The 25943-nt window shown below is 62.4% G+C and carries 22 protein-coding genes; 12 read left to right on the top strand and 10 right to left on the bottom strand.

Features of this window, described 5'->3' with window-relative positions; all coding sequences use genetic code 11:
- Positions 1-573: 573 nt before the first annotated feature.
- From F3J15_RS15345 to F3J15_RS15370, 6 genes are all read right to left on the bottom strand, one after another.
- Positions 574-2793 carry a glycosyltransferase family 2 protein gene (locus tag F3J15_RS15345; protein ID WP_166892200.1) on the bottom strand — a complete coding sequence of 740 codons (2220 nt, stop codon included), beginning with the start codon at positions 2791-2793 and terminating at the stop codon, positions 574-576.
- Complete coding sequence (locus F3J15_RS15350) at positions 2760-3632, bottom strand: hypothetical protein (RefSeq protein WP_166892203.1); 873 nt, start codon at positions 3630-3632, stop codon at positions 2760-2762. Before F3J15_RS15350 ends, F3J15_RS15345 begins: the two co-directional genes overlap by 34 nt.
- Before the next feature lie 313 nt (positions 3633-3945).
- On the bottom strand, positions 3946-4599 hold the full coding sequence (locus tag F3J15_RS15355) for an ABC transporter ATP-binding protein (RefSeq protein WP_166892206.1): 654 nt from the start codon (positions 4597-4599) through the stop codon (positions 3946-3948).
- Positions 4600-4607: 8 nt separating this feature from the next.
- On the bottom strand, positions 4608-5402 hold the full coding sequence (locus tag F3J15_RS15360; protein WP_166892209.1) for an ABC transporter permease: 795 nt from the start codon (positions 5400-5402) through the stop codon (positions 4608-4610).
- Entirely contained in the window at positions 5392-6498 is a 1107-nt protein-coding gene (locus F3J15_RS15365; RefSeq protein ID WP_166892212.1) for a hypothetical protein, read from the bottom strand. Before F3J15_RS15365 ends, F3J15_RS15360 begins: the two co-directional genes overlap by 11 nt.
- Positions 6499-6500: 2 nt before the next feature.
- Positions 6501-7685 carry a polysaccharide biosynthesis/export family protein gene (locus tag F3J15_RS15370; protein ID WP_166892215.1) on the bottom strand — a complete coding sequence of 395 codons (1185 nt, stop codon included), beginning with the start codon at positions 7683-7685 and terminating at the stop codon, positions 6501-6503.
- Positions 7686-8137: 452 nt separating this feature from the next.
- Between F3J15_RS15370 and F3J15_RS15375 the strand changes: the two genes are divergently transcribed.
- The 4 genes from F3J15_RS15375 to F3J15_RS15390 all read left to right on the top strand — a co-directional run bounded on the left by F3J15_RS15375 (position 8138) and on the right by F3J15_RS15390 (position 13946).
- Positions 8138-9289, top strand: coding sequence for a glycosyltransferase family 1 protein (locus F3J15_RS15375; protein WP_166892218.1), 1152 nt, complete (start codon positions 8138-8140; stop codon positions 9287-9289).
- A gap of 27 nt (positions 9290-9316) precedes the next feature.
- Positions 9317-11329, top strand: a complete 2013-nt coding sequence (locus tag F3J15_RS15380) for a capsular biosynthesis protein (RefSeq protein WP_205190820.1) — start codon at positions 9317-9319, stop codon at positions 11327-11329.
- 254 nt (positions 11330-11583) lie between these two features.
- Positions 11584-12396, top strand: a complete 813-nt coding sequence (locus F3J15_RS15385) for a mechanosensitive ion channel family protein (RefSeq protein WP_166892224.1) — start codon at positions 11584-11586, stop codon at positions 12394-12396.
- Positions 12397-12518: 122 nt separating this feature from the next.
- Entirely contained in the window at positions 12519-13946 is a 1428-nt protein-coding gene (locus F3J15_RS15390) for a mannose-1-phosphate guanylyltransferase/mannose-6-phosphate isomerase (protein ID WP_166892227.1), read from the top strand.
- Positions 13947-14103: 157 nt separating this feature from the next.
- On the opposite strand, the gene F3J15_RS15395 is transcribed toward F3J15_RS15390, so the two are convergent.
- Positions 14104-14787 (bottom strand): DedA family protein, encoded by a 684-nt coding sequence (locus F3J15_RS15395; RefSeq protein WP_069247209.1) that lies wholly within the window; start codon positions 14785-14787, stop codon positions 14104-14106.
- Between the two features lie 173 nt (positions 14788-14960).
- Here F3J15_RS15395 and mutL point away from each other — a divergent pair, with 173 nt between their 5' ends.
- Together mutL and miaA are read left to right on the top strand one after the other, a co-directional pair.
- Positions 14961-16952: a DNA mismatch repair endonuclease MutL gene (gene mutL / locus F3J15_RS15400; RefSeq protein WP_166892231.1), complete on the top strand. Its 1992-nt coding sequence runs from the start codon at positions 14961-14963 to the stop codon at positions 16950-16952.
- Entirely contained in the window at positions 16949-17929 is a 981-nt protein-coding gene (miaA, locus tag F3J15_RS15405) for a tRNA (adenosine(37)-N6)-dimethylallyltransferase MiaA (protein WP_166892234.1), read from the top strand. The genes mutL and miaA overlap by 4 nt, the downstream gene beginning before the upstream one ends.
- Before the next feature lie 5 nt (positions 17930-17934).
- On the opposite strand, the gene tetR is transcribed toward miaA, so the two are convergent.
- A complete protein-coding gene (gene tetR, locus F3J15_RS15410) occupies positions 17935-18567 on the bottom strand; it encodes a tetracycline resistance transcriptional repressor TetR (RefSeq protein WP_166892237.1) in 633 nt (210 codons plus the stop codon).
- A 63-nt stretch (positions 18568-18630) separates the two neighbouring features.
- Between tetR and tet the strand changes: the two genes are divergently transcribed.
- Positions 18631-19824 carry a Tet(A)/Tet(B)/Tet(C) family tetracycline efflux MFS transporter gene (tet, locus tag F3J15_RS15415; protein WP_166892240.1) on the top strand — a complete coding sequence of 398 codons (1194 nt, stop codon included), beginning with the start codon at positions 18631-18633 and terminating at the stop codon, positions 19822-19824.
- 22 nt (positions 19825-19846) lie between these two features.
- On the opposite strand, the gene F3J15_RS15420 is transcribed toward tet, so the two are convergent.
- Together F3J15_RS15420 and purM are read right to left on the bottom strand one after the other, a co-directional pair.
- Positions 19847-20242, bottom strand: coding sequence for an SgcJ/EcaC family oxidoreductase (locus F3J15_RS15420; protein ID WP_166892243.1), 396 nt, complete (start codon positions 20240-20242; stop codon positions 19847-19849).
- Positions 20243-20353: 111 nt separating this feature from the next.
- Positions 20354-21409, bottom strand: a complete 1056-nt coding sequence (gene purM / locus F3J15_RS15425; RefSeq protein ID WP_006484927.1) for a phosphoribosylformylglycinamidine cyclo-ligase — start codon at positions 21407-21409, stop codon at positions 20354-20356.
- A 250-nt stretch (positions 21410-21659) separates the two neighbouring features.
- Between purM and hda the strand changes: the two genes are divergently transcribed.
- The 5 genes from hda to F3J15_RS15450 are packed head-to-tail and all read left to right on the top strand — an operon-like array spanning position 21660 to position 25900.
- Positions 21660-22394 (top strand): DnaA regulatory inactivator Hda, encoded by a 735-nt coding sequence (hda, locus tag F3J15_RS15430; RefSeq protein ID WP_006484992.1) that lies wholly within the window; start codon positions 21660-21662, stop codon positions 22392-22394.
- Between the two features lie 11 nt (positions 22395-22405).
- Positions 22406-23083: an HAD family hydrolase gene (locus tag F3J15_RS15435; protein WP_089483475.1), complete on the top strand. Its 678-nt coding sequence runs from the start codon at positions 22406-22408 to the stop codon at positions 23081-23083.
- Between the two features lie 5 nt (positions 23084-23088).
- A complete protein-coding gene (gene pcnB / locus F3J15_RS15440) occupies positions 23089-24639 on the top strand; it encodes a polynucleotide adenylyltransferase PcnB (RefSeq protein WP_166892247.1) in 1551 nt (516 codons plus the stop codon).
- Positions 24640-24674: 35 nt separating this feature from the next.
- Positions 24675-25217, top strand: a complete 543-nt coding sequence (gene folK / locus F3J15_RS15445) for a 2-amino-4-hydroxy-6-hydroxymethyldihydropteridine diphosphokinase (protein WP_069247200.1) — start codon at positions 24675-24677, stop codon at positions 25215-25217.
- Positions 25214-25900 (top strand): deoxynucleoside kinase, encoded by a 687-nt coding sequence (locus tag F3J15_RS15450; protein ID WP_089424561.1) that lies wholly within the window; start codon positions 25214-25216, stop codon positions 25898-25900. Before folK ends, F3J15_RS15450 begins: the two co-directional genes overlap by 4 nt.
- Positions 25901-25943: the final 43 nt, after the last annotated feature.

A 25943-nucleotide genomic window follows, 5' to 3' on the forward strand; every position in this document is an offset into this window, starting at 1 on the left:
CCAGCCACAGAGCACGTGGCAAAGTGCCGGTGATTGAACCGGATACGTTCGGCAATGCGACCTGCGCCGAGACACGCGAATGCGGCTGGACGAGAAATGCAGCGGAAAGGTGATGCCCGGCCATCGGGCATCGTGCGCTCGAGGCGGTACAGGGAAATTCGCGGGGACACCCGGCGCTCACCGCCCAACGGACCGACGCAGGAATTCGCCGGTCGATAGCGCCCCGTTTCATATCGTCAAGAACCCTTCTTGCCATCGCATGACATGACGCGAGGGCTTGGCGATGGACGTCGCACATTTGCTCAATCTGTTCCCCAGAGCAAACACGGCAATCGCGGGAAATCTGCTGCGGGGTGCTCATGGTAACAATCCGTCACGCGATTGAAAAATACAGGAAGCGACGCTCGCTTTCGAGCCCGAATGACCTCAACGATCGTCGCTTCGCAGTTTCATCTACCAGACCCGACGCAATCTCATTTGCACCCCGCCCGTTGACTTGCTGCCCGGCGCTTCCCCGGAGCGAGTTGACGACGTCGTGCACGAGGCGCGTACCCCCGCACGACATCATTCGAATCACGCCTTTACGGTGTCGGCTTTTTCGAGAAGATTTCTCGAAATGAACCACAGTCCGTCGACGTATTTCTTCTTCGCCTCGATAATTCCTGCGCAATCGGATTGAGCCAGACCAAGTTGGGCAGCATCCATCACGACGGCTTTCTCGACGTGCCGAATCGAATACAGATAGTCCTTCACGGAAGAAAATCTCACGATGCCGAAATTCTGATACAAGGCCTCGGCTTCCTCCGTCCCTCTCTTGAACGATTCCGCGGGGTTGCTCGTATAGTCGTGGGAATGGAATACGACGGCACTCGGGCAGTACGCTCGGGAATATCCGGCATCCAGCAATCGTTTCGCGATCCCTTGGTCTTCCGCGAACTCTACGCTCGGAAAGCGATAGTGCCTCAACAAATCACCCCGATAGGCGGCGTTGTTGTCACTGTTGAAGCACAGTCCAGCCCTGAAGAATTGATCGTTTTGATATCGATCCCCCCAACGCCTTCTGTCCGTCAGAATGCCGAACTGCATTCCAATATTCGCGAAATGCTGAGAAAGATCGTAATCGTAAATCGGATGGTGTTGCGGATAAGCTCGATGCGCCCCAAACGAGTAACCGCAGTCCGGCAGCATGGCAAGCGGAGACACCAGCGATTCTAGCCAATATTCAGATGCTGGAAGCGCATCCTGGGTCAGATACGCGTAATAGTCCGCATGATGCAGGGCGGCCCCAAGATTGCGGGTATCACCGTGCTGGAAATCCGCCACGTCGATTGCATGAACCTTCGCCAGGCCAAGACGCTCGATTTTTTCGATAACCGGAGAGACGTTCCCGTCCTTTCGCGTATCGACAATCTGGATTTCGGTGTTGTAGGACGTCAACTGGCCTCGAATCGCCTCGATCACCCCTTCAAAATCCATATCCGGATAATAGGTGGGTATGACGACACCGACATCTTTTTTCACGACGACAGCCGGGCCGCCGCGATGATCCGGGCTCAGTTTTTGATCAAGCCAGCCCGACAGCTTCTCGAATTCGCTTTCCCACGAAATTGAACGCGCGAAGTTCGTGTACTCCCCGCGGAGCTCATCGAATTTCGCCTGATCAAGATTCTTGAGCAGCGCGAGGATTTTCCCGACGACAGCTTCGCTCGTAGGCGCGACGGAGATCGCCCCATGAATGTCGGTAGTTTTTTGCGTCGACTCGGATCTCGGCTGAATGACAATGGTTCCAGCCGCCGCCAGTTCCACCGGCAGAATCGAATAGTTGGTCGCCGAAGCCGCGAGACCGAATTTCGCCCGCTGAAATAGCTCCGCCATCTGTTGAACGCTCAGAATCCCTGCATTCGTGACGGCAGCCGACACGCGAGGCCCGGGCTCGTCATCGCCAAAAATTACGACCTCCCCCATGCCCAGCCTGGAGAGTTGATTCGCCACATCGATCATCAAATCCGAACAGCGCCGATTCGTATGCCCGCGAACGTAGATGGCGGCCAGGATATCGCGCTCTTCCAGCTTCGGATCTTTTTTCTGAAAAACCGGCTCCGCGCACAATTCAAAGTGCGTATGGTCACCTTCCTGATCAGAAATCAACGATTCGAGCCAATTCCCGGCGCACACGAAGTCCAGCCCCATCTTGAACGTGTATTCGGCACGAAGTGCATCCGTGCCAGCCGGCAAGAAAAGACTTTCTCTGTCCTGGAGAAAATACAGCCGGACGTTCGACTGCACGTTCTCGGCAACGGTATACACAGTCGTCCAGGCCGTCGCGATCAGGAACTCGTCCTGGATCGACTTGAACCCGCTCTCCATCAGACGGAACGAGACATTCGTGCTCGGAAAATGACCGATATACTCCGCATACAGCGCATCGATTTGAGCGCTATTGGTGGCATCATCGACCCAGAACACCGACTTCCACCCCAGTCGCGCCAACGTCCTGGCGCATCTGAAAATGGTCGTGTGCCCGCCACCGCCCTTCGAGAACAGTGGAATGACCCAGTTCAGCGTTTTCGTACCGGCAGATTTCGCGGATTTTTCATACGTGGCTTCCGCGTAACCGGTTTCGCCTTCGAGCAGGTGCGACTGTTGTTTGCCGTGGACCGGCTCGCCCAACCCCAGCCAATGACAGACCCACTCGATCGCCGAGTGGAAGTTCAGCCGTCGTGCCCCGGCGGCAACTTCTTTCGACGGGAAATGCCCCGTCAACAGACCAATTGAAAGAAAATGCTCAAGCACGGAATGCGGCCAGCGCTCGAGGCTCGACGAGTATTTTTCCTTGAATAACCCGGATCAAAAAATCTGGACGGCTGAGCACGTTCGGACTCCCCAAACACCATATAGTGCTCAAAGGGATCCACACCAGCATTCTTCAGGTCCGGTCGATTCTCGAGATAGAACTCGGAATTGAACTGGAAGAATTTTCGTGCAGCATCAATCTCCGCCGAGGAATAAATCTTCCGTGTTTTTTCGAATGAGATATCTGCCCGGGAAAACTCACGCTGCTCCGCATGGCCATGCGACACATAATGCAGCAACGGATCGGTCAACGTATGAGCGACATCCGGATTGAATTTCCAGTAACTAATTGGAGAGAATTCGGCATTCGGGGCAAGCAAATTGATTCGACCAATGTCCTGATAATGCTTGACCGGCTGCAGGCCATCCGCCAGATGATAGGTCTTTGCGTACCAGTCTGCATTGAACTCGACAAAGGCGCTTACCTCGGAGAACCCTTTCTCCCGGTAGCTTCTCTGTTCCGCGATGCCATACTGCAAATAGTGCAGCATCGCATGCCAGCGGGTCCACGACTGCGGGAGATCGCTGTTCAGCAGGATGTATTTCTTCCAATCAAAATCATTCGGAATATTCGACACATTCAGATTGAGCGACTCGGTCAGATCCGAGAAAGACGAGTGCGTTTTTTTGCCGCTACTGCGCGACCGAACCCCAAAAATATTGCGGACGTGTCTCGTGAGGTTATTGCTGGCACGCCAGTGATTAACGATCTCGCCATCGCTCAGATCTTTGATTTCCGGATACCAGTCACGATAAAATTCAAAATCCACTCGCTTCACGAACTTTACTCCCGCAATTTATTTATAAAAGCCTGAAATAGCGACAAAGCGTCCTACTGCTTTCTACGAGGACGCCCGCTCAACGTTGCCGCATCCGTTCCAATTTTCGTGCGAAAAGGCATTCCGGACCGAACGATCGCTTACGAATCCGACGCAGCCTTACAATGTCAGATCAATTCCTTTGCAAATAGCCAAGCCACATCCAACAATGCATTCAATCAACTGCTGAACATAATGTAACGCACTCTTCCCTCGCAAGAATCAGCGAATACATTTCAGGCGGCCGCCTACAACAAGCCACTTTCCCGCGACATTAAAGCGATTCGTAAATCTGAATCGCCTCATCAACCGTCTCACAGGCCTTCAGCACGCCGTCATCAAGCACCGCAGCATGGCTGCAGTGATTCCGAATAAGATCAGTCTGGTGTGCAACGATAATCATCGCCCGATCACCACGTTTCTCGAACAGTTCGACATTGCACTTCTGGTGAAAGCGATGATCGCCTACGGACATCCCCTCGTCGATCAAGAAACAATCGAATTCGATCGACATCGAGATAGCAAAAGCCAGCCTCGAAGCCATCCCGGAAGAATATGACTTGACCGGCTCGTCGAGATACGCACCGAGCTCGGCGAAATCCTCGACCAAGTTGAGCGCCTTTCGATAGTCGACGTTGTATACGCGAGAGATCAGACGTACATTGTCCTTACCCGTCAGGCTGCCCTGGAACGTGCCGCCGAATGCCAGCGGCCACGATACGGACATCGTCTTGAGGACCTCACCGGAATGCGGTTTGTCCGAGCCGCTGATAATACGAATCAACGTCGATTTCCCGGCACCGTTGCGCCCAAGAATACCCCACCGCTCTCCCGCCTGCACCCGGAGGTTGACGCCTCTGAGCACTTCCCGATGCGAACGCCCGTGATGGATCGAGTAGCGTTTGGTGACATTACGCAGTTCAATCATGTTCTACCTCAGTTCAACTGCACACGCCGGATAGCGACGTGGGCAATCGAAAGTGCAAAGAGCGTAAAAAATGCCAGCACGGCTACGGTGTAGTCGAGGTAAAACATCGTCGGCATACGATCCCCGTAATATCCGTAGTGAAAATACTCCACGGCATCAATCAAAGGGAAATAGGTCATCAACTCGCCAATTTTCGGAGGCAAAACATACGTAGGTATAAAGACCCCGGAGAATGGAATCATCAGGTACAGAATGATGTGCGAGACCCGCTCTATAGCCTCGCTCAATTCCGACAATGCCGCCATGGTCATGACGAAATTGAACGAAAACCAGACGACCAGCAGATACCCAAGAATCATGCTGAGCAAATCAGCCGGAAACTGGCAAATGCCAATTACAACCAGCACTACGTACAGCACAAGGAACGAAGCAGCCGCCCCTGCAAACTCAAGAATGATCCGAGAATACAAAATATCAATGGGACGAATCGGCTTGTGATGCAGCAATGCACGATTGAATTCGATGGCCTTCATCACCCGGCCTGTCGTGTTCCGCCAAAGAAGCAAGGTCGGGTAACTGACAGCCAGATATTCAGCCACCGAATACCGGGTTGTCGTTTCGGTATGGCTAAAGATAACCATCACCCCGATAACGAACATAGCCGGCTCGGCCATTATCCACAGCACGCCGAGCCCCTCTCGGCCGAAGCGCGTGATCATTTCGCGCATCACCAGCGCCCAGATCACTCGGATCTGGATACGCAATTGCTCCGAGAATGTCGGGGGACGGTGATCAACGCTCATAGTGTTCTTTCACTCCACCGATCACGATGGTCAGCACGCCCCACAGAACCAGGCCAAGCAGGAACGTCGCGAGAATCGCTCGCGCACGGCGCGGGTTCATCGCGTGATCCGGCAAGCTGGGTTCCGAGATCCGCTCAAGGTAGAGTTGCTTTCGCTCGGCTTCGACACGCGCCTGATCCAGTAACGTTATGGCGCCCGCAAGAATCTTGTCGGCTACGTCCTTTTCCAACGTGAGACGCTGAAATTCCGCTGCCTTACTGGCCAACGAGGCGCCCTGTGAGCCGGCAACGTGCTGGCTCACCTGGTCGATTGCCTGTTGCAGCAACTTGGCACGATCCCGCAAAGTCGGCAGCCCCGGGTTGGCCGGCGACAGTCGCTCCATCTGAGCGATCTGCACTCGGGTGGCAATCAGATCGTCCTGCAGTTTCCCGACCTGCTGCAGCGGAATGGTGGACTGGCGCTCGGGATCGATTACGCCCGCGTTGTTCCGATATCGCGCCAACGCCAATGTGGCGATACGGTCATTTTCCTTGGCAACGTCGACGTCATGTTGAGCAGTATTGATCAGGTCCGCCCTGGCTCGCGCATTCATCTGGTTGACGATCCGCTCACCCAACTCCAGGAGACGTTTGTTCATGCTCCAGGCGAGACGTGCGTCATACGCATTGGTGCTCAACGTCACAATCGGAGAATCGGCATCGACTTTCGCATCGACGATTTTCTTGCCATAGTAAAGATAAAACTCCTCCATACTATCGTACAAACCGAGGATGGAAAATCGATTCACAAAATCGATCGAACCTTTTTGAAATTCCGACCTTATGTGCTGCTCGCGATCCAGAACCATCATCGCATCGCGCGAGAGAATGTATTTCTGAACCGTATACGCACTCCCTTCCGGCTGAGAAAATCCCCCGACACCTTTCAGCAACCCACCTAATCCAGTGACGCTGGATTGCTGCGGGCTGCGAATCAGGAAGCTGCTGACGGAAGTGTATTCATCGCTCGCAATGATGCCAAAATAAATAATCGCAATACTGGTAGGTATGATGACCGTTATCAAAAACAAACGATTAATGCGCTTCAGAAATTTCATAGTTATTTGAACGACTGAACACCAGACACGATCGGATAGGCCACGGAGAACACCAGGTTCAGCACCTTCTGCAGTTCCGCCACCGGCGCATTGGAGACGTAGAGGACGTCCTTGTTGTCCATCATGAAGCTCTGCGCCACGAAGAACGAATCCGGGTCTTTCAAATTGATGTGGTAGATGACGGGGACTTTGCCGTTTGCCGTCGTCCGTACCGGCTGGTTGGGCCACTTGAGTGCCTGCTGATCTTCCAGCCGGAAAATGAACACGCCCTGTGCGTCTGAACGCGAGTCCTGCAGACCACCCGCTCGCGCCAATGCCTGCGCGAGCGTAATTCCCTGCGCCTCGAAATTGATTTCCTCGTTCTTGCCCGTCGCACCAAACGCAGTAAAGCTGTAGGGCTGAAACATTGCCGTGACGACGTCACCCGCCTTGAGCGGCACGTTCTGGCGCGGATCGCGAATTACGGTTTCTAGCGGCTCCAACGCGACGGTTTCGCCGCGCGTCACCTGGATCATGGTCTTGCTGATCGGCTGCTTCACGCCACCGGCTGCGGCAAGCGCGTCGAGCACGCGTTCTCCGCGCGCGCTCAGTTGCATGCGCGTGCTGCTCGATACGTCTCCCACCACAGTGACATATGAGGTTTCGTTCCGCGCCAGTTGCACCAGAACCTGCGGGTCATGCGCGATATTCTTGAGACGCGTCGCGATATAGGCTTGCAACTGGCTTGGCGAACGGCCTGTTGCCTTGATGGCACCAACGAACGGTACATGGATATTGCCGTTGCCATCGATCACCTGCGTCGGCAACTTGGTCAGCCGCGCGCCGGTCGGTACGCCGCTGGGCGTCGGGGCATCACTCGTACCACCTCCAAACAGAGTCGCAGGCGGGGCCTCCCAGATCGACACCTCGACCACGTCGCCCACACCCAACTGTTGCTGGAATGCCGAGTTGTCGCCTAAAGCCGCTGCAAAGTCCGTACTTTTGCGGCCCGCATAGAGTTGCCGCGCCACCTGATCGGTCACATCGACGACCTGAATTCCTTGCGTACTAACTTGATTTGTGCCGGCACCGCTGGCATTAATCTCGGAACGACTCGGTCCGGACGTGGGAATGGCCCCGCACGCAGCCAATCCAATGGTGCCGCCGATGGCAGCAGCCAACCATACACTGCGATTTAAACTCTGCATTTAACAATCCAGTCATTCAAAGGCCGCCGGATTTTACCGCACAATGTAAGAAGTACCGGAGAACTTACCGGCGTGACGTGTCCGAAACGCCGATAGGCAACCTCGAGGTTCCCTCGGCTTCTCGCAGTCCAGCGCCCCTGTTTTCGCGCAGCCAATCCTCTTCCCACGCTAAAGCGTGGGCCGGTTTGGCGTAAACAGGGACGGGTTCAATGGTCCATTGCGGCCGCGCGCAAGGCTGCGAGCGGATCGGTAAATCTGACATCAAGCTTCAGTTATTTGGCACGCTCGGCATTTGGGTTGATCGACAGACGCGGACGCGAGACGCACACGCGCAAATTGTCCCGTCATGCGAGATGCCATAGAATTACCCGGCGGAATTGTTGCATGAGCCATCAAGCTTCGGCAAACGGAAACATTTTTCATTTCCGCGCGCACAACCACATTGCACCTGCGTGACAAAAATACTTCTAGACGTCACTCGTCTTGCCACCCGATTTTATGATGGCCTGATCCCCACCGGGGTAGACAGAGTAGGACTGGCTTACATCCGTAAATATGGCGACCGTGCACGCGCAGTCCTGAGTGATCGCGGTTTTTCCACCGTTTTGACGGAAAAAGACTCGCAGAGGATGTTCTCGCTGCTGCTGTCGTCCGATCGCGACCGATGGGCGCTGCGTAGAATAATTGCTTCTGCGTTGCTAAACCGACTTCGATCGGCGAAATTCGATCGCGCAATTTTGTTGCATACAAGTCACAACGGGATGGAGTTCACCCGTTACTACCGGGCGATGGCGCAACGCAACGCGCACTCGGTCTTCATGGTCCACGATCTCATTCCGCTAACCCACGCGGAGTATTGCCGTCCTGGTGTGGACGCATCGCATCGTGCTCGTATCCATACTGCACTCCGACATGCGAGCGGCCTGATCAGCAATTCACAGGCGACCTACGACGAACTGGCGAACGAAGCCCGGCAAGCGTCGCTACCGCTCCCGCCAGTCGTCGTCGCTCCGCTCGCACCCGCCGTGGAACCGCATCCGCCGAGCCCGGCTCCGATCGATGCCCCCTACTTCGTGATGCTCAGCACGATCGAACCGCGCAAGAACCACTGGTTCATCCTGCACGTCTGGCGGCGCCTGGTCGAACAGATGGGGGAAGCCGCCCCCAAGCTCGTGGTCATCGGCCGGCGCGGCTGGGAATGCGAGAACGTCGTCGATATGCTGGAGCGCTGCGCAACGATTCGCGGTGCGGTTATCGAAGAATCGGATTGCAGCGACGAACGACTGCATGCGTGGTTGCAGCATGCACGCGCGCTCGTCTTCCCGTCGTTCGCCGAAGGCTACGGGATGCCGCTCGTCGAAGCGCTTATGTTGGGCGTTCCGGTGCTCGCCAGTGACTTGGGGGTCTTTCACGAGATCGCGTCGGACATTCCCGATTATCTCGACCCGCTCGACGGGCCGGGATGGCTTGCACGGATTCGCGAGTACGCTCGCCCGGACAGCAGCGAGCGTGCGAATCAGCTCACGCGGATCGGGCGCTTTCGAGCACCGACCTGGGCCGAGCACTTCGAACGTATTGATGGCTTCCTCGATTCGCTCCGGTAAATGACTCCGGCACCCACTGAGCACTCGATGACTTCCGAACTCCGGTCATTCGACGCAAGTGCAATCGCACGCGGCAAACGCATGATCGGCTGGCTGACCGGAAAGTCGCCGTTCGTGTGGATCGACTCTTGGCTTGGCGTCGCGCTTGCCCGAACTTCTGCATCCATCGGACGTACCGTGTACCCGGTATGTCCGGGCCCCGTCTTCGTCCGCCACGCAACACATACGCCACCTCTTTCGTGTTTCCAGATTCCATCGGATCTGGTTGCGCGCGGCGGGCTGGTCGCCGCACTCGAGCGCGTGCTCGAGGCCACGCACATCACCGACGCTGACGAGCGATGCCACGACCTGATGCGCCGAGTGCTCGACAGCGACGCGTTGCACGTTCGGCATCAGGTGACCGAATTGCCGGAGGCATGGCTCGAATCCGGCAGTGCCAAGCGCGTTGTGCTGATTGATGAACGCGAAACGTCGTATGTCGACATTTGTACGCCGGCAAGGCTCCGCGACCGAAACTTTGGTGCGATGGTGGATGCGGCATGTGCTGCGCACCCCGATGCAGACCTCTGGGTCTTGCGCTCCGCCGATGCAGGTGCTGGCAACTGGCTTTCGACGAAAACGCAACTGCACGGGAATGCAAGGATTCTCGACGTCGCGCATTCCTTGCGGGACGTGCTGCGGCGCGCCGACGCCGTCCATGTCGTGGGAGCATCTGAAGGGATGGCGGCGCTTCTGGCCGGCGTCCCGGTTCACGTGTTCGGCACCCCCTACTACGCAGGCTGGGGACTGACGCAGGACCACACCGCCATGCCAGAGCGCCGTGCGCGCCCCTCGGTAGTCGCGTTATTCGATGCCGCTTTCCTGCAGCTCGCGCGCTACCTTGACCCAGCACGCGGCACACAAGGCACGCTCGATACTGCACTCGACTGCATCGAGCTGCAGCACGCCGTAGCGGACCGATATAGGGATCTCGGCCAAGTGGCCGGCGTGCGCTTCCAATGGTGGAAGCGGCCTTACGCCACGCCCTACCTGTCGGCGGGAGGTGGAACGTTGCGCTGGATCGTGGATCCGCGCGACGCCCACACCGACGAACACGCGGCAATATGGGGGGGACGATCGGCCGAAGGCCTGCCCGCCGGCGTCGCCCATGTCCGGATCGAAGACGGCTTTATCCATTCGACAGGACTCGGCTCCGACATGTCGCCACCGTGCAGCCAGGTCATCGACCGCCGCGGCCTGTATTTCGACGCGAGTCGTCCGAGCGACCTGGCTGTCATCCTTAACCAGACCACGTTCGACGAAGCGGAATTACGGCGCGCGGCAGCGCTCAGGCAGGACATCGTGCGGCTCGGGCTCACGAAATACAATCTCGGCCGCCAGGCGCCTACGTGGCACATCCCTCATGACAAGCGTGTCGTACTCGTCGCCGGCCAGGTTGCGGACGATGCGTCGATCCGACTGGGAACCGGCACGATAGCCACATCGGAAGCCTTGTTAAAGGAAGTGCGTGCTCGCCGACCGGACGCATTCATCATTTACAAACCTCATCCGGACGTACTGTCCGGCAATCGCGCCGGGCTCGTCGACGCAGAACACCTCGCGGACATCGTCGACGCGGACGCGGATCTCATTTCGCTGATCGACGTGACGGACGAGTTGCATACGCTCTCGTCGCTTGCCGGTTTCGACGCCTTGATGCGCGGGAAGGAAGTCTATACCTATGGCCTGCCCTTTTATGCTGGCTGGGGATTGACGCACGATGCGCTGGAACAGCCGTGGCGCGAACGCCGACTATCGCTTGACATGCTGACGGCGGGGGTACTGCTCCGTTACGCCATTTATTGGGACTGGCAGCTCTCGCTGTTCACGACACCAGAAGCAATCGCCCGGCAACTCGCGCCGGACGCAGCTCGGCCGCTCGAGAAAATACGCGGAAACCGCGCCCGCCCACTCGTCAAGGCAATACGCTGGACGCGCAACGCAATACGTTATCTCGGGTGGCAGGGGCGGCAATATCTTCGTGATCGAACGATGCGTTGAAGAGGATCGACACGTTCGCGGCCCGACGATTGATAGTCGCTCACGGGAGCGTCGCGCACTTGCCATTCGAACCGGTTCAGATGCCATTTGCACGAGGGTGGCTTCCCAACGGGCAGCACGCGCACGCGTCCCGCCCGTTTTTCATTACGTCAAGCAATGTCAGGCAGGTTGCCCGCCCCTCACCGGTCAGGTTATAAAAGCGCCACCCATCCGGTGCATGCGCCGCCCTTTCTACCCCTGACTTCGGAGAACGCATGATCGATCTCGCCACAGCCCAGCAATTCCTGATGACCCGCGGCCTCGACTTCGGCCTCAACCTCCTCGCCGCGATCGTGTTGTGGTTCATCGGCCGCTGGGCGATCCGCATCGGCACGCGCCTGCTCGGCAAGGTCGTGCGCCGCAGCGGCAAGGTCGACCCGACACTGACCGACTACCTGACCTCCGTCGTCGGCGTGCTGCTGACGATCCTGCTGATCCTCGCGATCCTGCAGATCTTCGGCGTGCAGACGACCTCGTTCGCCGCCCTGCTCGCCGGCCTCGGCCTCGCGATCGGCACCGCCTGGGGCGGCCTGCTCGCGCACTTCGCCGCCGGCGTGTTCATGCAGGTGCTGCGCCCGTTCAAGATCGGCGACGTGATCAGCGCTGGCGGCGTCACGGGCACGGTCAAGGAGCTCGGCCTGTTCGGCACGACGATCGTCACCGCCGACAACATCGTGACGATCGTCGGCAACAACAAGATCTTCTCGGACAACATCGCGAACTACAGTGCCACGCTGCACCGCCGCGTCGACCTGACCGCGAAGATCGCGAACGGCGTCGATGCGGTCGACGCGATCAACCGCCTGAAAACGTCGATCCAGCAGATCCCGAACGTGCTGACCACCCCTGCGCCGGACGTCGGCGTGCTGCAGTTCACGCCGGAAGGCCCGCTTCTGTTCGTGCGCCCGTCCACGGCACCCGAGAACTACTGGCAGGTGTATTGCGACACCAACCGCGTGATCATCGAGACGTTCCGCGACGCGCAATACCCGACACCCGAAACCCCGATCTCGCATCGCAACGCATAACGGCGGCACCGGACGAAAAAAAGCGTGGCACCCCGCCACGCTTTTTGATTACCACGCTTTGTTAGAATGACTCCCCCGGCAACCGAGCCATCACCCATTCGCCCTACCCCGGACATCCCCGCATGAGTCTCCATCCGATCCTCCTATGCGGCGGCAACGGCAGCCGGCTGTGGCCGATGTCCCGCAGCAACTACCCGAAGCAGTATCTGAAGCTGGCGGGAGAACAAACCCTTGTCCAGCAGACCGTCCTTCGCGCGAGCGAAGTGCCGGGGGTCGCGCCTCCAGTCATTGTCGCGAACCACGCGCATCGTTTCATGATTGCGGAGCAACTTCAGCACACCGGTATCAAGCCACGGGCGATCGTGCTGGAGCCGCTCGGCCGCAACACTGCACCAGCGATTGCCGTCGCGGCACGCATCGCGTTGCGCGACGATCCGGACGCGTTGCTTCTGGTGTTGCCGTCGGACCACATCGTCCAGAATCTGCCGGCATTTATCACGGCCGTCGACACCGCAGCCACGGTCGCAAAGCGCGGACATCTCGTCACATTCGGGATTCCCCCCAACGAGCCGCATACCGGATACGGTTATATCCGCCGCGGCGAAGCGCTTGAAACCGTCGACGGCGCTCACGCCGTCGACGCATTTGTCGAAAAGCCCGACCGTGAACGTGCTGCGGAATTCGTCAATGACGGCCGCTATTACTGGAACAGCGGCATGTTCCTGCTGAATGCATCGGTCTATCTCGACGAGATCGCGCAACATGCCCCCGACATCGCCCGACATGCAGCACAGGCACTTGATCATGCGCAGCAGGACTATGATTTTCTGCGTCTCGATATCGAAGCATTCGGCGCTTGTCCGGACATCTCCATCGACTATGCCGTCATGGAAAAGACGAAACGCGCCGCCGTGGTCGCGGCTCCCGAACTCGGCTGGAGCGATGTCGGTTCGTGGAACGCACTCGCCGACATTGCCGCGCGCGACGACCAAAACAATACTGTTTCCGGCGACATCTATACGCACGCTGTCGCAAACTCCTACATCCGTGCGGAACACCGGATGGTTGCCGCGATCGGCGTCCGGGATGTCGTTGTGGTCGAAACTGCGGATGCCGTCCTGGTCGCGCATCGCGATCACGTCCAGGACGTCAAGAAGGTTGTCGAACAACTGAATCGTTCGGGACGGCTCGAATCAGTCACGCACCGTCGTGTCCCGCGGCCGTGGGGCTCCTACGAAAGCATTGATGCTGGCGATCGCTTTCAGGTCAAGCGGATCATCGTCGCTCCCGGAGCACAACTGAGCCTGCAGATGCATCATCACCGTGCCGAACATTGGATTGTCGTGAAAGGCACAGCGCTTGTGACGAATGGCGATGCAGAAATCATCCTTACCGAGAATCAGTCGACGTACATCCCCCTCGGCACCCCACATCGGCTCAGAAACCCGGGCAAGATTCCGCTCGAACTGATCGAAGTCCAATCGGGCTCGTATCTCGGCGAGGACGACATCGTCCGCTTCGAAGACACCTACGGCCGCGCAGCGTCGTAACTACGACATTTCCCGGCTCACAGTGCAGCCGGCCTCTATCTCACGCCCGCCCCCCGATCTCGCATCGCAACGCGTAACGGCGGCACCGGACGAAAAAAAAGCGTGGCACCCGCCACGCTTTTTTTACTGCACCGAACAGAAAACGAACCGCTCCCGCTCAACGCCCGCCCGTCTTCTGCGCGTTATCCGACCGCCGCCCGCGCACCAGCTTCCACACCGCACCCAGCGCAACCGGCACGACCGCCGCCCCGATCCCGACCAGCACGATCACGTTCAGGTACTGGCGGATGAACGGAATGTTGCCGAAGAAATAGCCGAGCAGCACGAGCAGCAGCACCCACACGAGCGCGCCGATCACGTTGAAGAGCTGGAAGCGCGCGACGCTCATCGACGACGCACCCGCGACGAACGGCGCGAACGTCCGCACGACCGGAATGAAGCGCGCGAGCACGATCGTCTTGCCGCCGTGCTTGTCGTAGAACGAGTGGGTCTTCTGCAACGCGGCGCGATCGAGGAAGCGCTCGAGCACCGGGATATGCGTATTGAACACCTTCGGGCCGACCCAGCGGCCGATCAGGTAGTTCACGGTATTGCCGGAAATCGCCGCGACCAGCAGCAGCACGATCAGCAGGCCGACATTCATTTCGCCCGTCGCCGCGAACGCGCCGCCGATGAACAGCAGCGAATCACCGGGCAGGAACGGAAACACGACGAGCCCCGTCTCGCAGAACACGATCAGGAACAGCACGAGATAGACCCACGCGCCGTACTGCCGGATGAAATCGCCGAGGAAGGCGTCGATATGCAGGACAAGGTTGACGAAATGAAGCAGCGTATCCAAATGCGATTCCTCGAAGGCGATAGGGCCGGAACGGCCGAAAAAGGCTGAAGCGCCCACCGGTCAAGGCCGGGCGTGTTACGGACCCATGATACCGAAACTACCTTAAGGCTCCGTGAAAAAACGTAACCGCCGGTCGCCCCGGCACGCATTCGCCGCCTCGCTATAATTCGGCCATGTCCGATATCACCGAAACGGCCGCGGGCGCCGCGCCCGCCCCTGCTCCGCGCCCGCTGCGCGCGATCCAGCCCCTGCCCGACCAGCTGATCAGCCAGATCGCCGCCGGCGAGGTCGTCGAACGCCCGGCGTCGGTCGTCAAGGAACTGCTCGAAAACGCGATGGACGCCGGCGCCAGCACGCTGCGCATCGTGCTGGAAGAAGGCGGCGTCAAGCGCATCTCGATCACCGACGACGGCTGCGGGATTCCGCCGGACGAGCTGGCGCTCGCACTGATGCGCCATGCCACCAGCAAGATCCGCTCGCTCGAGGAGCTCGAGGCGGTCGCGACGCTCGGGTTCCGCGGCGAAGCGCTCGCGTCGATCGCGTCGGTCGCCGAGATGTCGATCACGAGCCGGACGGCCGATGCCGCGCATGCGATGAAGATCGACGCGCAGACGGGCGTGCTGTCGCCTGCCGCCGGCGCGGCCGGCACGACGATCGAGGTGCGCGAGCTGTACTTCAACACGCCCGCGCGGCGCAAATTCCTGAAAAGCGAGCAGACCGAGTTCGGCCACTGCCTGGAAATGATTCGCCGCGCGGCGCTCGCGCGGCCGGACGTCGCGATCTCGGTGCTGCACAACGGCAAGGCAGTCGAGCACTGGAATGCGACCGAACCGGCGCAGCGCGTCGCGAAGATCCTCGGCGACAGCTTCGCGACCGCACACCTGCCGCTCGACGAGCAGGCAGGCCCGCTCGCGGTCTACGGCTGCGCCGGCCTGCCGACCGCGAGCCGCGGTCGCGCCGACCAGCAATACTTCTTCGTCAACGGCCGCTTCGTGCGCGACAAGCTGCTGACGCACGCGGTACGAGCGGCCTACGAGGACGTGCTGCACGGCGACCGCTATCCGTCGTATGTGCTGTTTCTTGACCTGCCGCCCGAAGCCGTCGACGTGAACGTGCACCCGTCGAAGATCGAGGTGCGCTTCCGCGATTCGCGCTCGATCCACCAGTACGTGTTCCATGCGGTCCAGCGCGCGCTGGCGCGCCACGCGGGCGCGTCGCCGGAAACCACGGCGGGCGGCCATGCCGCGCAACTCTCGCCGGCACCGCGCGGGCCCGCGTCGTTCCTGGACACACCGCTCGGCCAGAGCCAGGGCCATGCAACCGGCAGCGGCGGTAGCGGCTTCTCGTCGCCGTCATCTTCATCGTCGTCGGGCAATACGTGGATGCGTCAGGCGCGAATGACCCAGGGCACGCTGCCCGTCGCGCAGCCGCTCGCACTCTATGACGCACTGTTCGGCCGCAAGGACACGGGCGCGGGCACGCCGGACGGCACGACGACCCTCGCCCGCGATTCAGCCGACGCGCCGGTCGCGCCACTGCCGGGCTTCCTGGCTGCGCCGATCGCCGCCACCGCGCACGACGAGCAGCCGCTCGGCTTCGCGCTGGGCCAGATCCACGGCATTTACGTGCTCGCGCAGAATGCGCACGGCCTCGTGATCGTCGACATGCACGCGGCGCACGAACGGATCCTGTACGAACAGTTCAAGAACGCGCTCGCCGACCGCTCGGTCGCGGTGCAGGCGCTGCTGCTGCCGATCTCGATGACGGCCACGCCGGTCGAGATCGGCACGGTCGAGGAAGAGCGCGACACGCTCGAATCGCTCGGCTTCGACCTGGCGGTGCTGTCGCCGACGACGCTCGCGATCCGCGCGGTCCCGGCGCTGCTGAAGGATGCCGACCTGCAGTCGCTCGCGCGCGCGGTGCTCGCCGACCTGCACGCGTTCGGCGGCTCGCGCGTGCTCACCGAGCGTCAGCACGAACTCCTCGGCACGCTCGCGTGCCACCACGCGGTGCGCGCGAACCGGCGCCTGACGCTCGACGAGATGAACGCGCTGCTGCGGCAGATGGAAGCGACCGAACGCGCGGACCAGTGCAATCACGGTCGGCCGACGTGGTATCAGCTCACGCTGAACGATCTCGACCGCCTTTTCATGCGCGGCCAATGAGCGCAGCACCGCACGCCAACCCCAGCCCGACGACGATCGCCTGCCTGCTCGGCCCCACCGCATCGGGCAAGACGGCCGCGGCGCTGGCGCTCGCCGCGCGCCGCCCGATCGAGATCGTCAGCGTCGATTCGGCGCTCGTCTACCGCGACATGGATATCGGCACCGCGAAGCCTTCGCGTGACGAGCGCGCGAGCGTGCCGCATCACCTGATCGACATCATCGATCCGGCCGACGCGTATTCGGCCGCGAGCTTCCGCGCGGACACGCTGCGCCTGATCGGCGAGATCGCCGCGCGCGGCCGCACGCCGCTGCTCGCGGGCGGCACGATGCTGTACTACAAGGCGCTGACGCAGGGGCTCAACGACCTGCCGGGCGCGGATCCGGACGTGCGCGCGACACTCGATGCCGAAGCCGCGCGCGATGGCTGGCCCGCGTTGCACGCGCGGCTCGCGCAAGTCGATCCCGACACGGCCGCGCGGCTCGCACCGAACGATTCGCAGCGGATCCAGCGTGCGCTCGAAGTGTTCATGCTGAGCGGGCAGCCGATGTCGGTGCTGCTCGCCGCGCCGCGCCGCACGGACGATGCGGCCGCCGCTTACCGCTTCGTGCCGGTCGCGCTCGAACCGTCGGATCGCGCGGTATTGCACAAGCGGATCGCGCAACGCTTCGACGCGATGCTCGACGCCGGCTTCATCGACGAAGTCGAGCGGCTGCGTCGCCGGGAGGACCTCCATCCCGACCTGCCGTCGATGCGCTGCGTCGGCTACCGGCAGGCGTGGGAATTCCTCGACGGCGACACCGACTACCGGACGATGCGCGACAAGGGGATCTTCGCGACGCGCCAGCTCTGCAAGCGCCAGATCACCTGGCTGCGCGCGATGCCGGAGCGGATCGTCGTCGACTGCATCGCGCCGGACTCGACGGCCCGCGCACTCGACGCGCTCGAACGCGTGCTCGACGGCAGCACGCCGGCCTGACCGCGTCAGCCGCGCCCGCGCGCCGCCAGGCGCGCGCGGGCGCCATCGACTATCCACGCGACACCACGCTCGAACGCCTCATCGCCGCTGCGCTCGCGCAGCGCGGCCCAACCCTTCGCGAGCAGCGGGTACTCGGCCGCGTCCGGTAGCGGCGCATCGGCGTCGCCGTCCGGTTCCGCCTGCTCTTCCAGCACCCATCCAACCACGAAGCGGCCCAGCGCATACATCACGTCGACCGCCTCGTCCGGTGCGAAACCCGCGTCGCCGAGCAGCGCGACCTTGCGTTCGATCGAGCCGAAGTGCAGCGCACGCGGCCGCGTACCGGCATGCAGGCGCGCGCCGTCGCGATACGCCAGCAGCGCACGACGGAAACTGCGCGCGTTGTCTAAAAGCCACGCATCCCACGCTTCGCCCGGCCGCGGCAGCGACGCATCGTGACGCTCGAGCATGATCGCCTCGGCCATCGCATCGAGCAGCTCGCCCTTGTTCTTGAAGTGCCAGTAAAGCGTCGGCGACTGCACGCCGAGCCGCTCGGCGAGCTTCCGCGTCGACAGCCCGTCGATGCCGACTTCATCGAGCAGGTCGAGCGCCGCGCGCAATACCGTGTCGCGCGTCAGCCGCGCCCCTGTGTCCTTCATCTCTATCACCGATAGGGAAAGCTATGGAATAATTGCCACTCTATCACCGATAGAGTCACACTCTTGAATCCATCCCTGATTGCCATCCTGGCCACGGTCCTGCTCGACGCGATCGGCGTCGGGATCGTGATGCCGATCCTGCCCGGGCTGCTGCGCTCGCTCGCCGACGCAGGCAGCACCGATACCCATTACGGGATCCTGCTCGCGCTGTACGCGTTCGCGCAGTTCCTGTGCGCCCCGCTGCTCGGCGCGCTGAGCGACCGCTTCGGCCGCCGGCCCGTCCTGCTCGTGTCGCTCGCGGGCGCCGCGCTCGACTACCTGCTGATGGCGCTCGCGCCGACCCTCGCGTGGCTTTACGTCGGGCGGCTGATCGCGGGCATCACCGGCGCGAACGTCGCGGTCGCGACTGCCTATGTCACCGACGTCACGGCCGAACCCGATCGCGCACGACGCTTCGGCCAGCTCGGCGCGATGATGGGCATCGGCTTCATCGCGGGCCCGCTGATCGGCGGCCTGCTCGGTGCGCTGCACCTGCGCGCGCCGTTCGTCGCCGCCGCCGTGCTCAACGCGCTCAATCTCGTGCTCGTCTGGCGCGCGCTGCCGGAATCGCGGCCGCGTTCAGCCCGCGAAGGCCATCCGGTTGGCGCGCTCAATCCGTTCGCCAGCCTGCGCCGGCTGATCGGCGCGCCCGCGCTCGCACCGCTGATCGGCATTTACGTGATCGTCGCGCTGGTGTCGCAGGCACCGGCGACGCTGTGGATCCTGTACGGCCAGGAGCATTTCGGCTGGTCGACGCCGATCGCGGGGCTGTCGCTGGCAGGCTACGGCGCGTGTCACGCGCTCGCGCAGGCCTTCGCGATCGGCCCGCTGATCGCGCGGCTCGGCGAGCGCCGTGCGCTCGCACTGGGTCTCGCGGGCGATGCGCTCGGGCTCGCGGCAATTGCGTTCGCGACCGCCGCGTGGGTGCCGTTCGCGCTGCTGCCGCTGTTCGCGGCAGGCGGCATGACGCTGCCGGCCCTGCAGGCGATGCTCGCGCGGCAGGTCGACGATGCGCGCCAGGGCGAACTGCAGGGTGCGCTCGCGAGCGTGGCGAGCCTGATCGGCGTCGCGGGGCCGCTGGTCGTCACCGCGACCTATGCGGCGAGCCGCGCGACGTGGCCGGGGCTCGTCTGGGCCGCGGCCGCGCTGCTCTATCTGCTCGTCCCGCCGTTGCTGGCCGGTGCGCGGCCGGCGGGCGCGACACGGCCGTCCGCATGAGCGTCAGCGGGCACCGTCGTGCTCAATGCGCAAGCGTCACGAGATTTGCGTCGCGCACGAGCTGCCAGCGGCCATCGGCCTTGCGGAAGATCGTCAGCGTATGGCCCGAACGGCGGATCGTCTCGCCGCCCGGCGGGGTCGCCTCGATCTCGATGAAATTGCGCATGTACGCCCAGTCGCCCAGCACGCGCAGTTCGTCGATCCGGTAACGGCCGTCGATCGTCGGCGCGTGACCGCCCCCGGCGTTCGCGTCGCGCGACGCGGCCGCAAACGCCGCCTTGTCGAACGGCGGCTTGCCGGCCACCATGAAGATCGCGTCGTCGGCGATCAGATCGAGCACGGTCGCCAGGTCGCCGCGCCGGCTCGACACGAACCAGTTGTCCACGAGTTCGCGGATGGCGCGTTCGTCTTCGGTCATCGTCGTCTCTCCTTCATCGGCGCGCGCCCGTACGCCACGCAACGCCCGAAAAAAAACCGCCCGGATCGACTCCGGGCGGCTTTCCTTGCTGCATCTGCTGCAGACAGTGCGTCAGACCACGACCGTCTGCGCCTCGCCTTCGCGGGTCGCACGCACGGTGCCGATCTTCCACACCTGTTCGCCGGCGGCGGTCAGGTCGGCGATCGCTGCGTCGGCATCGGCCGCCGAAACGATCACGGCCATGCCGATGCCGCAGTTGAACACGCGGTGCATTTCCGCATCGGCGACACCACCGTGCTCCTGCAGCCACTTGAACAGCGGCGGCAGCGGCCACGCGTTCTGGTCGAGCTCGGCGGTGAGGCCCTCGCGCAGCACGCGCGGAATGTTCTCGACGAGACCGCCACCCGTGATGTGCGCCATGCCCTTCACCGACAGCTTCTGCATCAGCGCGAGCAGCGGCTTCACGTAGATGCGGGTCGGCGCCATCAGCGCGTCGGCCAGCGAACGGCCATGGAAATCGGCCGACAGGTCGGGGTTCGCGCGCTCGATGATCTTGCGCACGAGCGAGAAGCCGTTCGAGTGGATGCCGCTCGATGCGAGGCCCAGCACCACGTCGCCTTCGGCGATCGTGCTGCCGTCGATGATCTTGCTCTTCTCGACCGCGCCGACCGCGAAGCCGGCCAGGTCGTATTCGCCGTCCGGGTACATGCCCGGCATTTCGGCCGTTTCACCGCCGATCAGCGCGCAGCCCGACAGTTCGCAACCCTGCGCGATGCCCTTGACGACCGTTGCAGCGGTGTCGACGTCGAGCTTGCCGCACGCGAAGTAGTCGAGGAAGAACAGCGGCTCGGCGCCCTGCACGAGGATGTCGTTCACGCTCATCGCGACGAGATCCTGGCCGACGGTGTCGTGTTTGTTCAGATGAAATGCCAGCTTGAGCTTGGTGCCCACGCCGTCGGTGCCCGATACGAGCACGGGCTCCTTGTACTTCTTCGGCACTTCGAACAGCGCGCCGAACCCGCCGATGCCGCCGAGCACGCCGTCGCGCAGGGTTTTCTTCGCAAAAGGCTTGATCTTGTCGATGAGTGCGTCGCCCGCGTCGATGTCGACACCTGCGTCGCGATAGGACAGACCCTGAGCGTCGGGAGCGGATTTCGGAGGATTCATGGGGGAATGCGAGAAGGTCGGTAAAATGCGATTTTACCCGAAGCCGGCCCGTTGGCCGGAATTCCCAGCACCGAATCGTCAGGGATTGCATCTTGGTCAACACGTCCCCGTTTTCATCGCCGAGCGAACCGCGCCGAAACCGGCGTGGCGCCGTGCGTGCGGCCGCGCGTGAAGCCCGTGAAGACGCAAGCCCCGGCGCGTGCCCGGCGTACGGCGCGCGTATTTTCAACCGACCCGCATTGTGACTGTTGTGTCTCGTCAACTGACGCTCGATCTCGGCACGCCGCCGCCCGCCACGTTCGACAACTTCATCATGAACGAGGAGAACGACGAGCTCATCTCGCGCCTGCAGAAGCTCGACCTCGCGCTCGCGGCGGGCCCCGTGCCGGATCGGTCGTTCTACATCTGGGGCGAGCCCGGCTGCGGCCGCACCCATCTGCTGCAGGCGCTCGTGAGCGACGCGTCGTACGGCTATGCGCGCTACCTGACGCCGCAGAGCCCGCTCGGCGCGTTCACGTTCGACCCGCGCATCGGCATCTACGCGATCGACGACTGCGACCGGATGAGCGACACGCAGCAGGTCGCGCTGTTCAACCTGTTCAACGAAGTGCGCGCGCACCCGTCGAGCGCGTTCGTCGCGGCGGGCCCCGCGGCGCCGCTCGCGCTCGACGTGCGCGAGGATCTCCGCACGCGCCTCGGCTGGGGGCTCGTGTTCCACCTGTCGCCGCCGTCCGACGCCGGCAAGATCGCCGTGCTCAAGCTCGCGGCGAAGGAGCGCGGGATCGCACTCACCGACGACATCGCCGCCTACCTGCTGACCCATTTCCGCCGCGACATGCCGAGCCTGATGGCGCTGCTCGACGCGCTCGACCGCTTCTCGCTCGAGCAGAAACGCGCCGTCACGCTGCCGTTGCTGCGCCGCATGCTGGCGCGTCCCGGCGACGACATCACTCCACCGGGCACGGGCCCGAACCGCTTCGAGTAAAATGCGCTTCCATGACTAATCTGGCACTCTTTGACCTCGATCACACGCTGATCCCGACCGATAGCGACCACGAATGGGGCCGCTTCATGGTGAAGCTCGGCATCGTCGACGCGGAAAGCTTCTCGCGTCAGAACGATCAGTTCTTCGCCGACTACAAGGCCGGCAAGCTCGACATCCACGCGTACCTCACGGCGATGATCACGCCGCTCGCGAAGTATTCGCGCGCGCAGCTGGCCGAATGGCACGAGCAGTACATGCACGAGGTGATCCGCCCCGCCATGACACCCGCCGCGCTCGAGCTCGTGCGCAAGCACCTCGATGCGGGCGACCTGTGCTGCGTCGTGACGGCGACCAACGAATTCATCACGCGCCCGATCGCCTCCGCGTTCGGCGTCGACACGCTGATCGCCTGCGAGGTCGAAACGACCGACGGGCATCCCGATTCGCCGTACACGGGCCGGCCGACCGGCACGCCGAGCTATCGAGAAGGCAAGATCGTGCGGACCGAAGCGTGGCTCGCATCGCTCGGCAAGCAATGGAGCGACTTCACGCACACCTATTTCTACAGCGACTCGCACAACGACATTCCGTTGCTCGAGAAAGTCACCGACCCGATCGCGACCAACCCTGACGACACGCTGCGTGCGCATGCAAGCAACCGCGGCTGGCGCATCCTCGATCTCTTCTGAACGTCGTGATCAAAAAATTCATCCGCAAGCTGCTCGGCCAGGACGAAACCGAGCAAACGTCTCCCGCAACGGCCCCGGCCGACGGAGCGGCCCCTGCTACCTCGCGCGCCCCGAAGGGCGCCCGCGGCGGCGGCGCGAAGAAACCGCGCAGCAACCATGAACCGACCGTCGTGCCGGCCAGCGTGCACGGCATCAACCCGGCGCTGATCTCGAAGAATGCCGTGCGCGTGACCGACACGCTGCAGCAGGCGGGCTTCCGTGCCTTCATCGTCGGCGGTGCGGTACGCGACCTGCTGCTCGGCATCGCGCCGAAGGACTTCGACGTCGCGACCGACGCAACGCCGACCGAGGTGCAGCGCCTGTTCCGCCGCGCGCGCCTGATCGGCCGCCGCTTCCAGATCGTGCACGTGCAGTTCGGCCAGGAGCTGATCGAGGTGTCGACGTTCCGCGCGCTGGTCGACGCGCCGCCCGAGGCGGCCGCTGCCGAGCCGCCGAAGCGCCTGAAGCGCGATGAACTCGATCGCCGCACGCACGCGGTGGACGCGAGCGGCCGCGTGCTGCGCGACAACGTGTGGGGCGAGCAGCACGAAGACGCCGCGCGCCGCGACTTCACGATCAACGCGATGTACTACGACCCGTCGACGCAGACGGTGCTCGACTATCACGACGGGATGGCCGACGTGCGCGCCCGCCTGTTGCGGATGATCGGCGATCCGGCCACGCGCTTTCGCGAGGATCCGGTGCGGATGCTGCGCGTCGTGCGCTTTGCAGCCAAGCTCGGTTTCGAGATCGAGCCGCACACGCGCGAGCCGATCAACGCGCTCGCCGACCTGATCAACAACGTGCCGGCCGCGCGCCTGTTCGACGAAATGCTGAAGCTGCTGCTGTCGGGCCACGCACTCGCGTGCCTGACGCGGCTGCGCAAGGAAGGCCTGCACCACGGGCTGCTGCCGCTGCTCGACGTCGTGCTCGAACAGCCGCAGGGCGAGAAGTTCATCACGCTCGCGCTGAACAACACCGATGCACGCGTGCGCGCCGGCAAGACGGTATCACCCGGCTTCCTGTTCGCGACGCTGCTGTGGCACGACATGCGCCAGCGCTTCGAGCAATACACGGCCGAAGGCGAAATCCCGGTGCCGGCGCTCCATCGCGCGATGGACGACGTGCTCGACATGCAGACCGAGAAACTCGCGATCCACAAGCGCTATTCGGCCGACATGCGCGAGATCTGGGGCCTGCAGTTGCGCCTCGAGAAACGCTCGGGCCGCAGCGCGATGCGGCTGCTGGAACACCAAAGGTTTAGAGCGGGGTATGATTTCCTCCTGTTACGCTGCGAATCCGGCGAGCTCGATGCGGAAGTCGGACAGTGGTGGACGGATTTCATCGAAGGCGACGCGGCCGCTCGCGAGGCATTGCTCACGCAGGGCGGCACGAAGGAAAAATCGCCCCGCAAGCGGCGCCGCCGCGGCGGCGTGCGAAACCGCAAGCCGGGTGAAGGTGCCGCCGAGCAGGCACCGGACGCCTCGGGCGATACCGCGAGCGGTTCCGACGACTGACGCGCTCGCCGGCGAACGACGTAGGAAGTGATGCCATGACGGTTGCATATATCGGACTGGGGGCGAATCTCGGCGATGCGCGCCAGACCCTGAAGGACGCGGTGGTGTGCCTTGCGCAGCAGCGCACCATCTCGATCCTCGGCAAATCGAGCCTGTATCGCACGGCGCCCTTCGAAGCGGGCGGCGGCGACTACTACAACTGCGTCGTCAAGCTCGACACGACGCTGTCGGCCCGCGAGCTGCTCGCGCTGTGCCAGAAGATCGAACATCACTTCGGCCGCGAGCGCCCGTATCGCAACGCGCCGCGCACACTCGATCTCGACATCCTGCTGTTCGGCGACGATTCGATCGACGAGCCCGACCTGATCGTCCCGCACCCACGCCTCACCGACCGCGCATTCGCACTCGTGCCGCTCGTCGAGATCGAGCCGGCACTCGACATCCCCGCGCGCGGCCGTGCCGACGCTTTCCTCGCCGCCGTCGCGGACCAGCGGGTCGAGAAGGTGCAGACCTGCCAGTGCCTGATGCAGAAGGCGCTCGCTGCCAGCGAAGACGCCGACAAGAACCGCTGCCGATGACCCCGACTCCCCTTACCGTCACCGCGCCCGATCTGCGCGCCCCGCATCGCTATCTCGTGATCGAAGGCCCGATCGGCGTGGGCAAGACGACGCTCGCGCGCCTGCTCGGCGAACGCTGGTCGATGCAGACGCTGCTCGAGCGCCCGCAGGACAACCCGTTCCTCGAACGCTTCTATCGCGACACCGCACGCTACGCGCTGCCCGTGCAGCTGTCGTTCGCGCTGCAGCGCGCGCAGCAGGCACGCGAACTGATCGGTGCGCTCGACACGGGCCGCCCGGTCATCGCCGATTTCATGCCGCAGAAGAACGACATCTTCGCGCGGCTGAACCTGCCGGAAGACGAGTGGCAGCTCTACCGCTCGGTCGCGACGCACGTGGACGTGCCGCAGGCGCCGTCGCCCGACCTCGTCGTCTACCTGCAGGCGAGCCCCGAAGTGCTGTTCTCGCGCATCCAGAAGCGCGGGCTGCCGATGGAGCTGCAGATCAGCGATGCGTACCTGCGCTCGCTCGTCGACGCGTACAACGAATTCTTCTACCACTACGACCGCACGCCGGTGCTGACGGTCGCCGCGGAACACCTGAATCCGCTGGATTCCCCCGAAGATCTCGCCCTGCTGGTCGAGCGCATCGAGACGATGCGCGGCCGCAAGGAATTCTTCGTCAAGGGCGAGACGACGCGCTGACGCGTCCTCGCCTGTCGTTCCACCCCCATTCGAACCGGATTTC

The organism is Burkholderia sp. Ap-955 (assembly GCF_011753045.1).
GTDB lineage: Bacteria > Pseudomonadota > Gammaproteobacteria > Burkholderiales > Burkholderiaceae > Burkholderia > Burkholderia lata_D.

Excerpts from the sequence above, each read along its gene's own strand:
- F3J15_RS15355 (WP_166892206.1), bottom strand. The coding sequence starts at position 4,599 with ATGATTGAACTGCGTAATGTCACCAAACGCTACTCGATCCATCACGGG.
- purM (WP_006484927.1), bottom strand. The coding sequence starts at position 21,409 with ATGAATCCTCCGAAATCCGCTCCCGACGCTCAGGGTCTGTCCTATCGC.
- F3J15_RS15360 (WP_166892209.1), bottom strand. The coding sequence starts at position 5,402 with ATGAGCGTTGATCACCGTCCCCCGACATTCTCGGAGCAATTGCGTATC.
- mutL (WP_166892231.1), top strand. The coding sequence starts at position 14,961 with ATGTCCGATATCACCGAAACGGCCGCGGGCGCCGCGCCCGCCCCTGCT.
- tetR (WP_166892237.1), bottom strand. The coding sequence starts at position 18,567 with ATGAAGGACACAGGGGCGCGGCTGACGCGCGACACGGTATTGCGCGCG.
- folK (WP_069247200.1), top strand. The coding sequence starts at position 24,675 with ATGACGGTTGCATATATCGGACTGGGGGCGAATCTCGGCGATGCGCGC.
- F3J15_RS15380 (WP_205190820.1), top strand. The coding sequence starts at position 9,317 with ATGACTTCCGAACTCCGGTCATTCGACGCAAGTGCAATCGCACGCGGC.
- F3J15_RS15435 (WP_089483475.1), top strand. The coding sequence starts at position 22,406 with ATGACTAATCTGGCACTCTTTGACCTCGATCACACGCTGATCCCGACC.
- F3J15_RS15365 (WP_166892212.1), bottom strand. The coding sequence starts at position 6,498 with ATGAAATTTCTGAAGCGCATTAATCGTTTGTTTTTGATAACGGTCATC.
- F3J15_RS15385 (WP_166892224.1), top strand. The coding sequence starts at position 11,584 with ATGATCGATCTCGCCACAGCCCAGCAATTCCTGATGACCCGCGGCCTC.
- F3J15_RS15450 (WP_089424561.1), top strand. The coding sequence starts at position 25,214 with ATGACCCCGACTCCCCTTACCGTCACCGCGCCCGATCTGCGCGCCCCG.
- F3J15_RS15420 (WP_166892243.1), bottom strand. The coding sequence starts at position 20,242 with ATGACCGAAGACGAACGCGCCATCCGCGAACTCGTGGACAACTGGTTC.
- miaA (WP_166892234.1), top strand. The coding sequence starts at position 16,949 with ATGAGCGCAGCACCGCACGCCAACCCCAGCCCGACGACGATCGCCTGC.
- F3J15_RS15390 (WP_166892227.1), top strand. The coding sequence starts at position 12,519 with ATGAGTCTCCATCCGATCCTCCTATGCGGCGGCAACGGCAGCCGGCTG.
- F3J15_RS15370 (WP_166892215.1), bottom strand. The coding sequence starts at position 7,685 with ATGCAGAGTTTAAATCGCAGTGTATGGTTGGCTGCTGCCATCGGCGGC.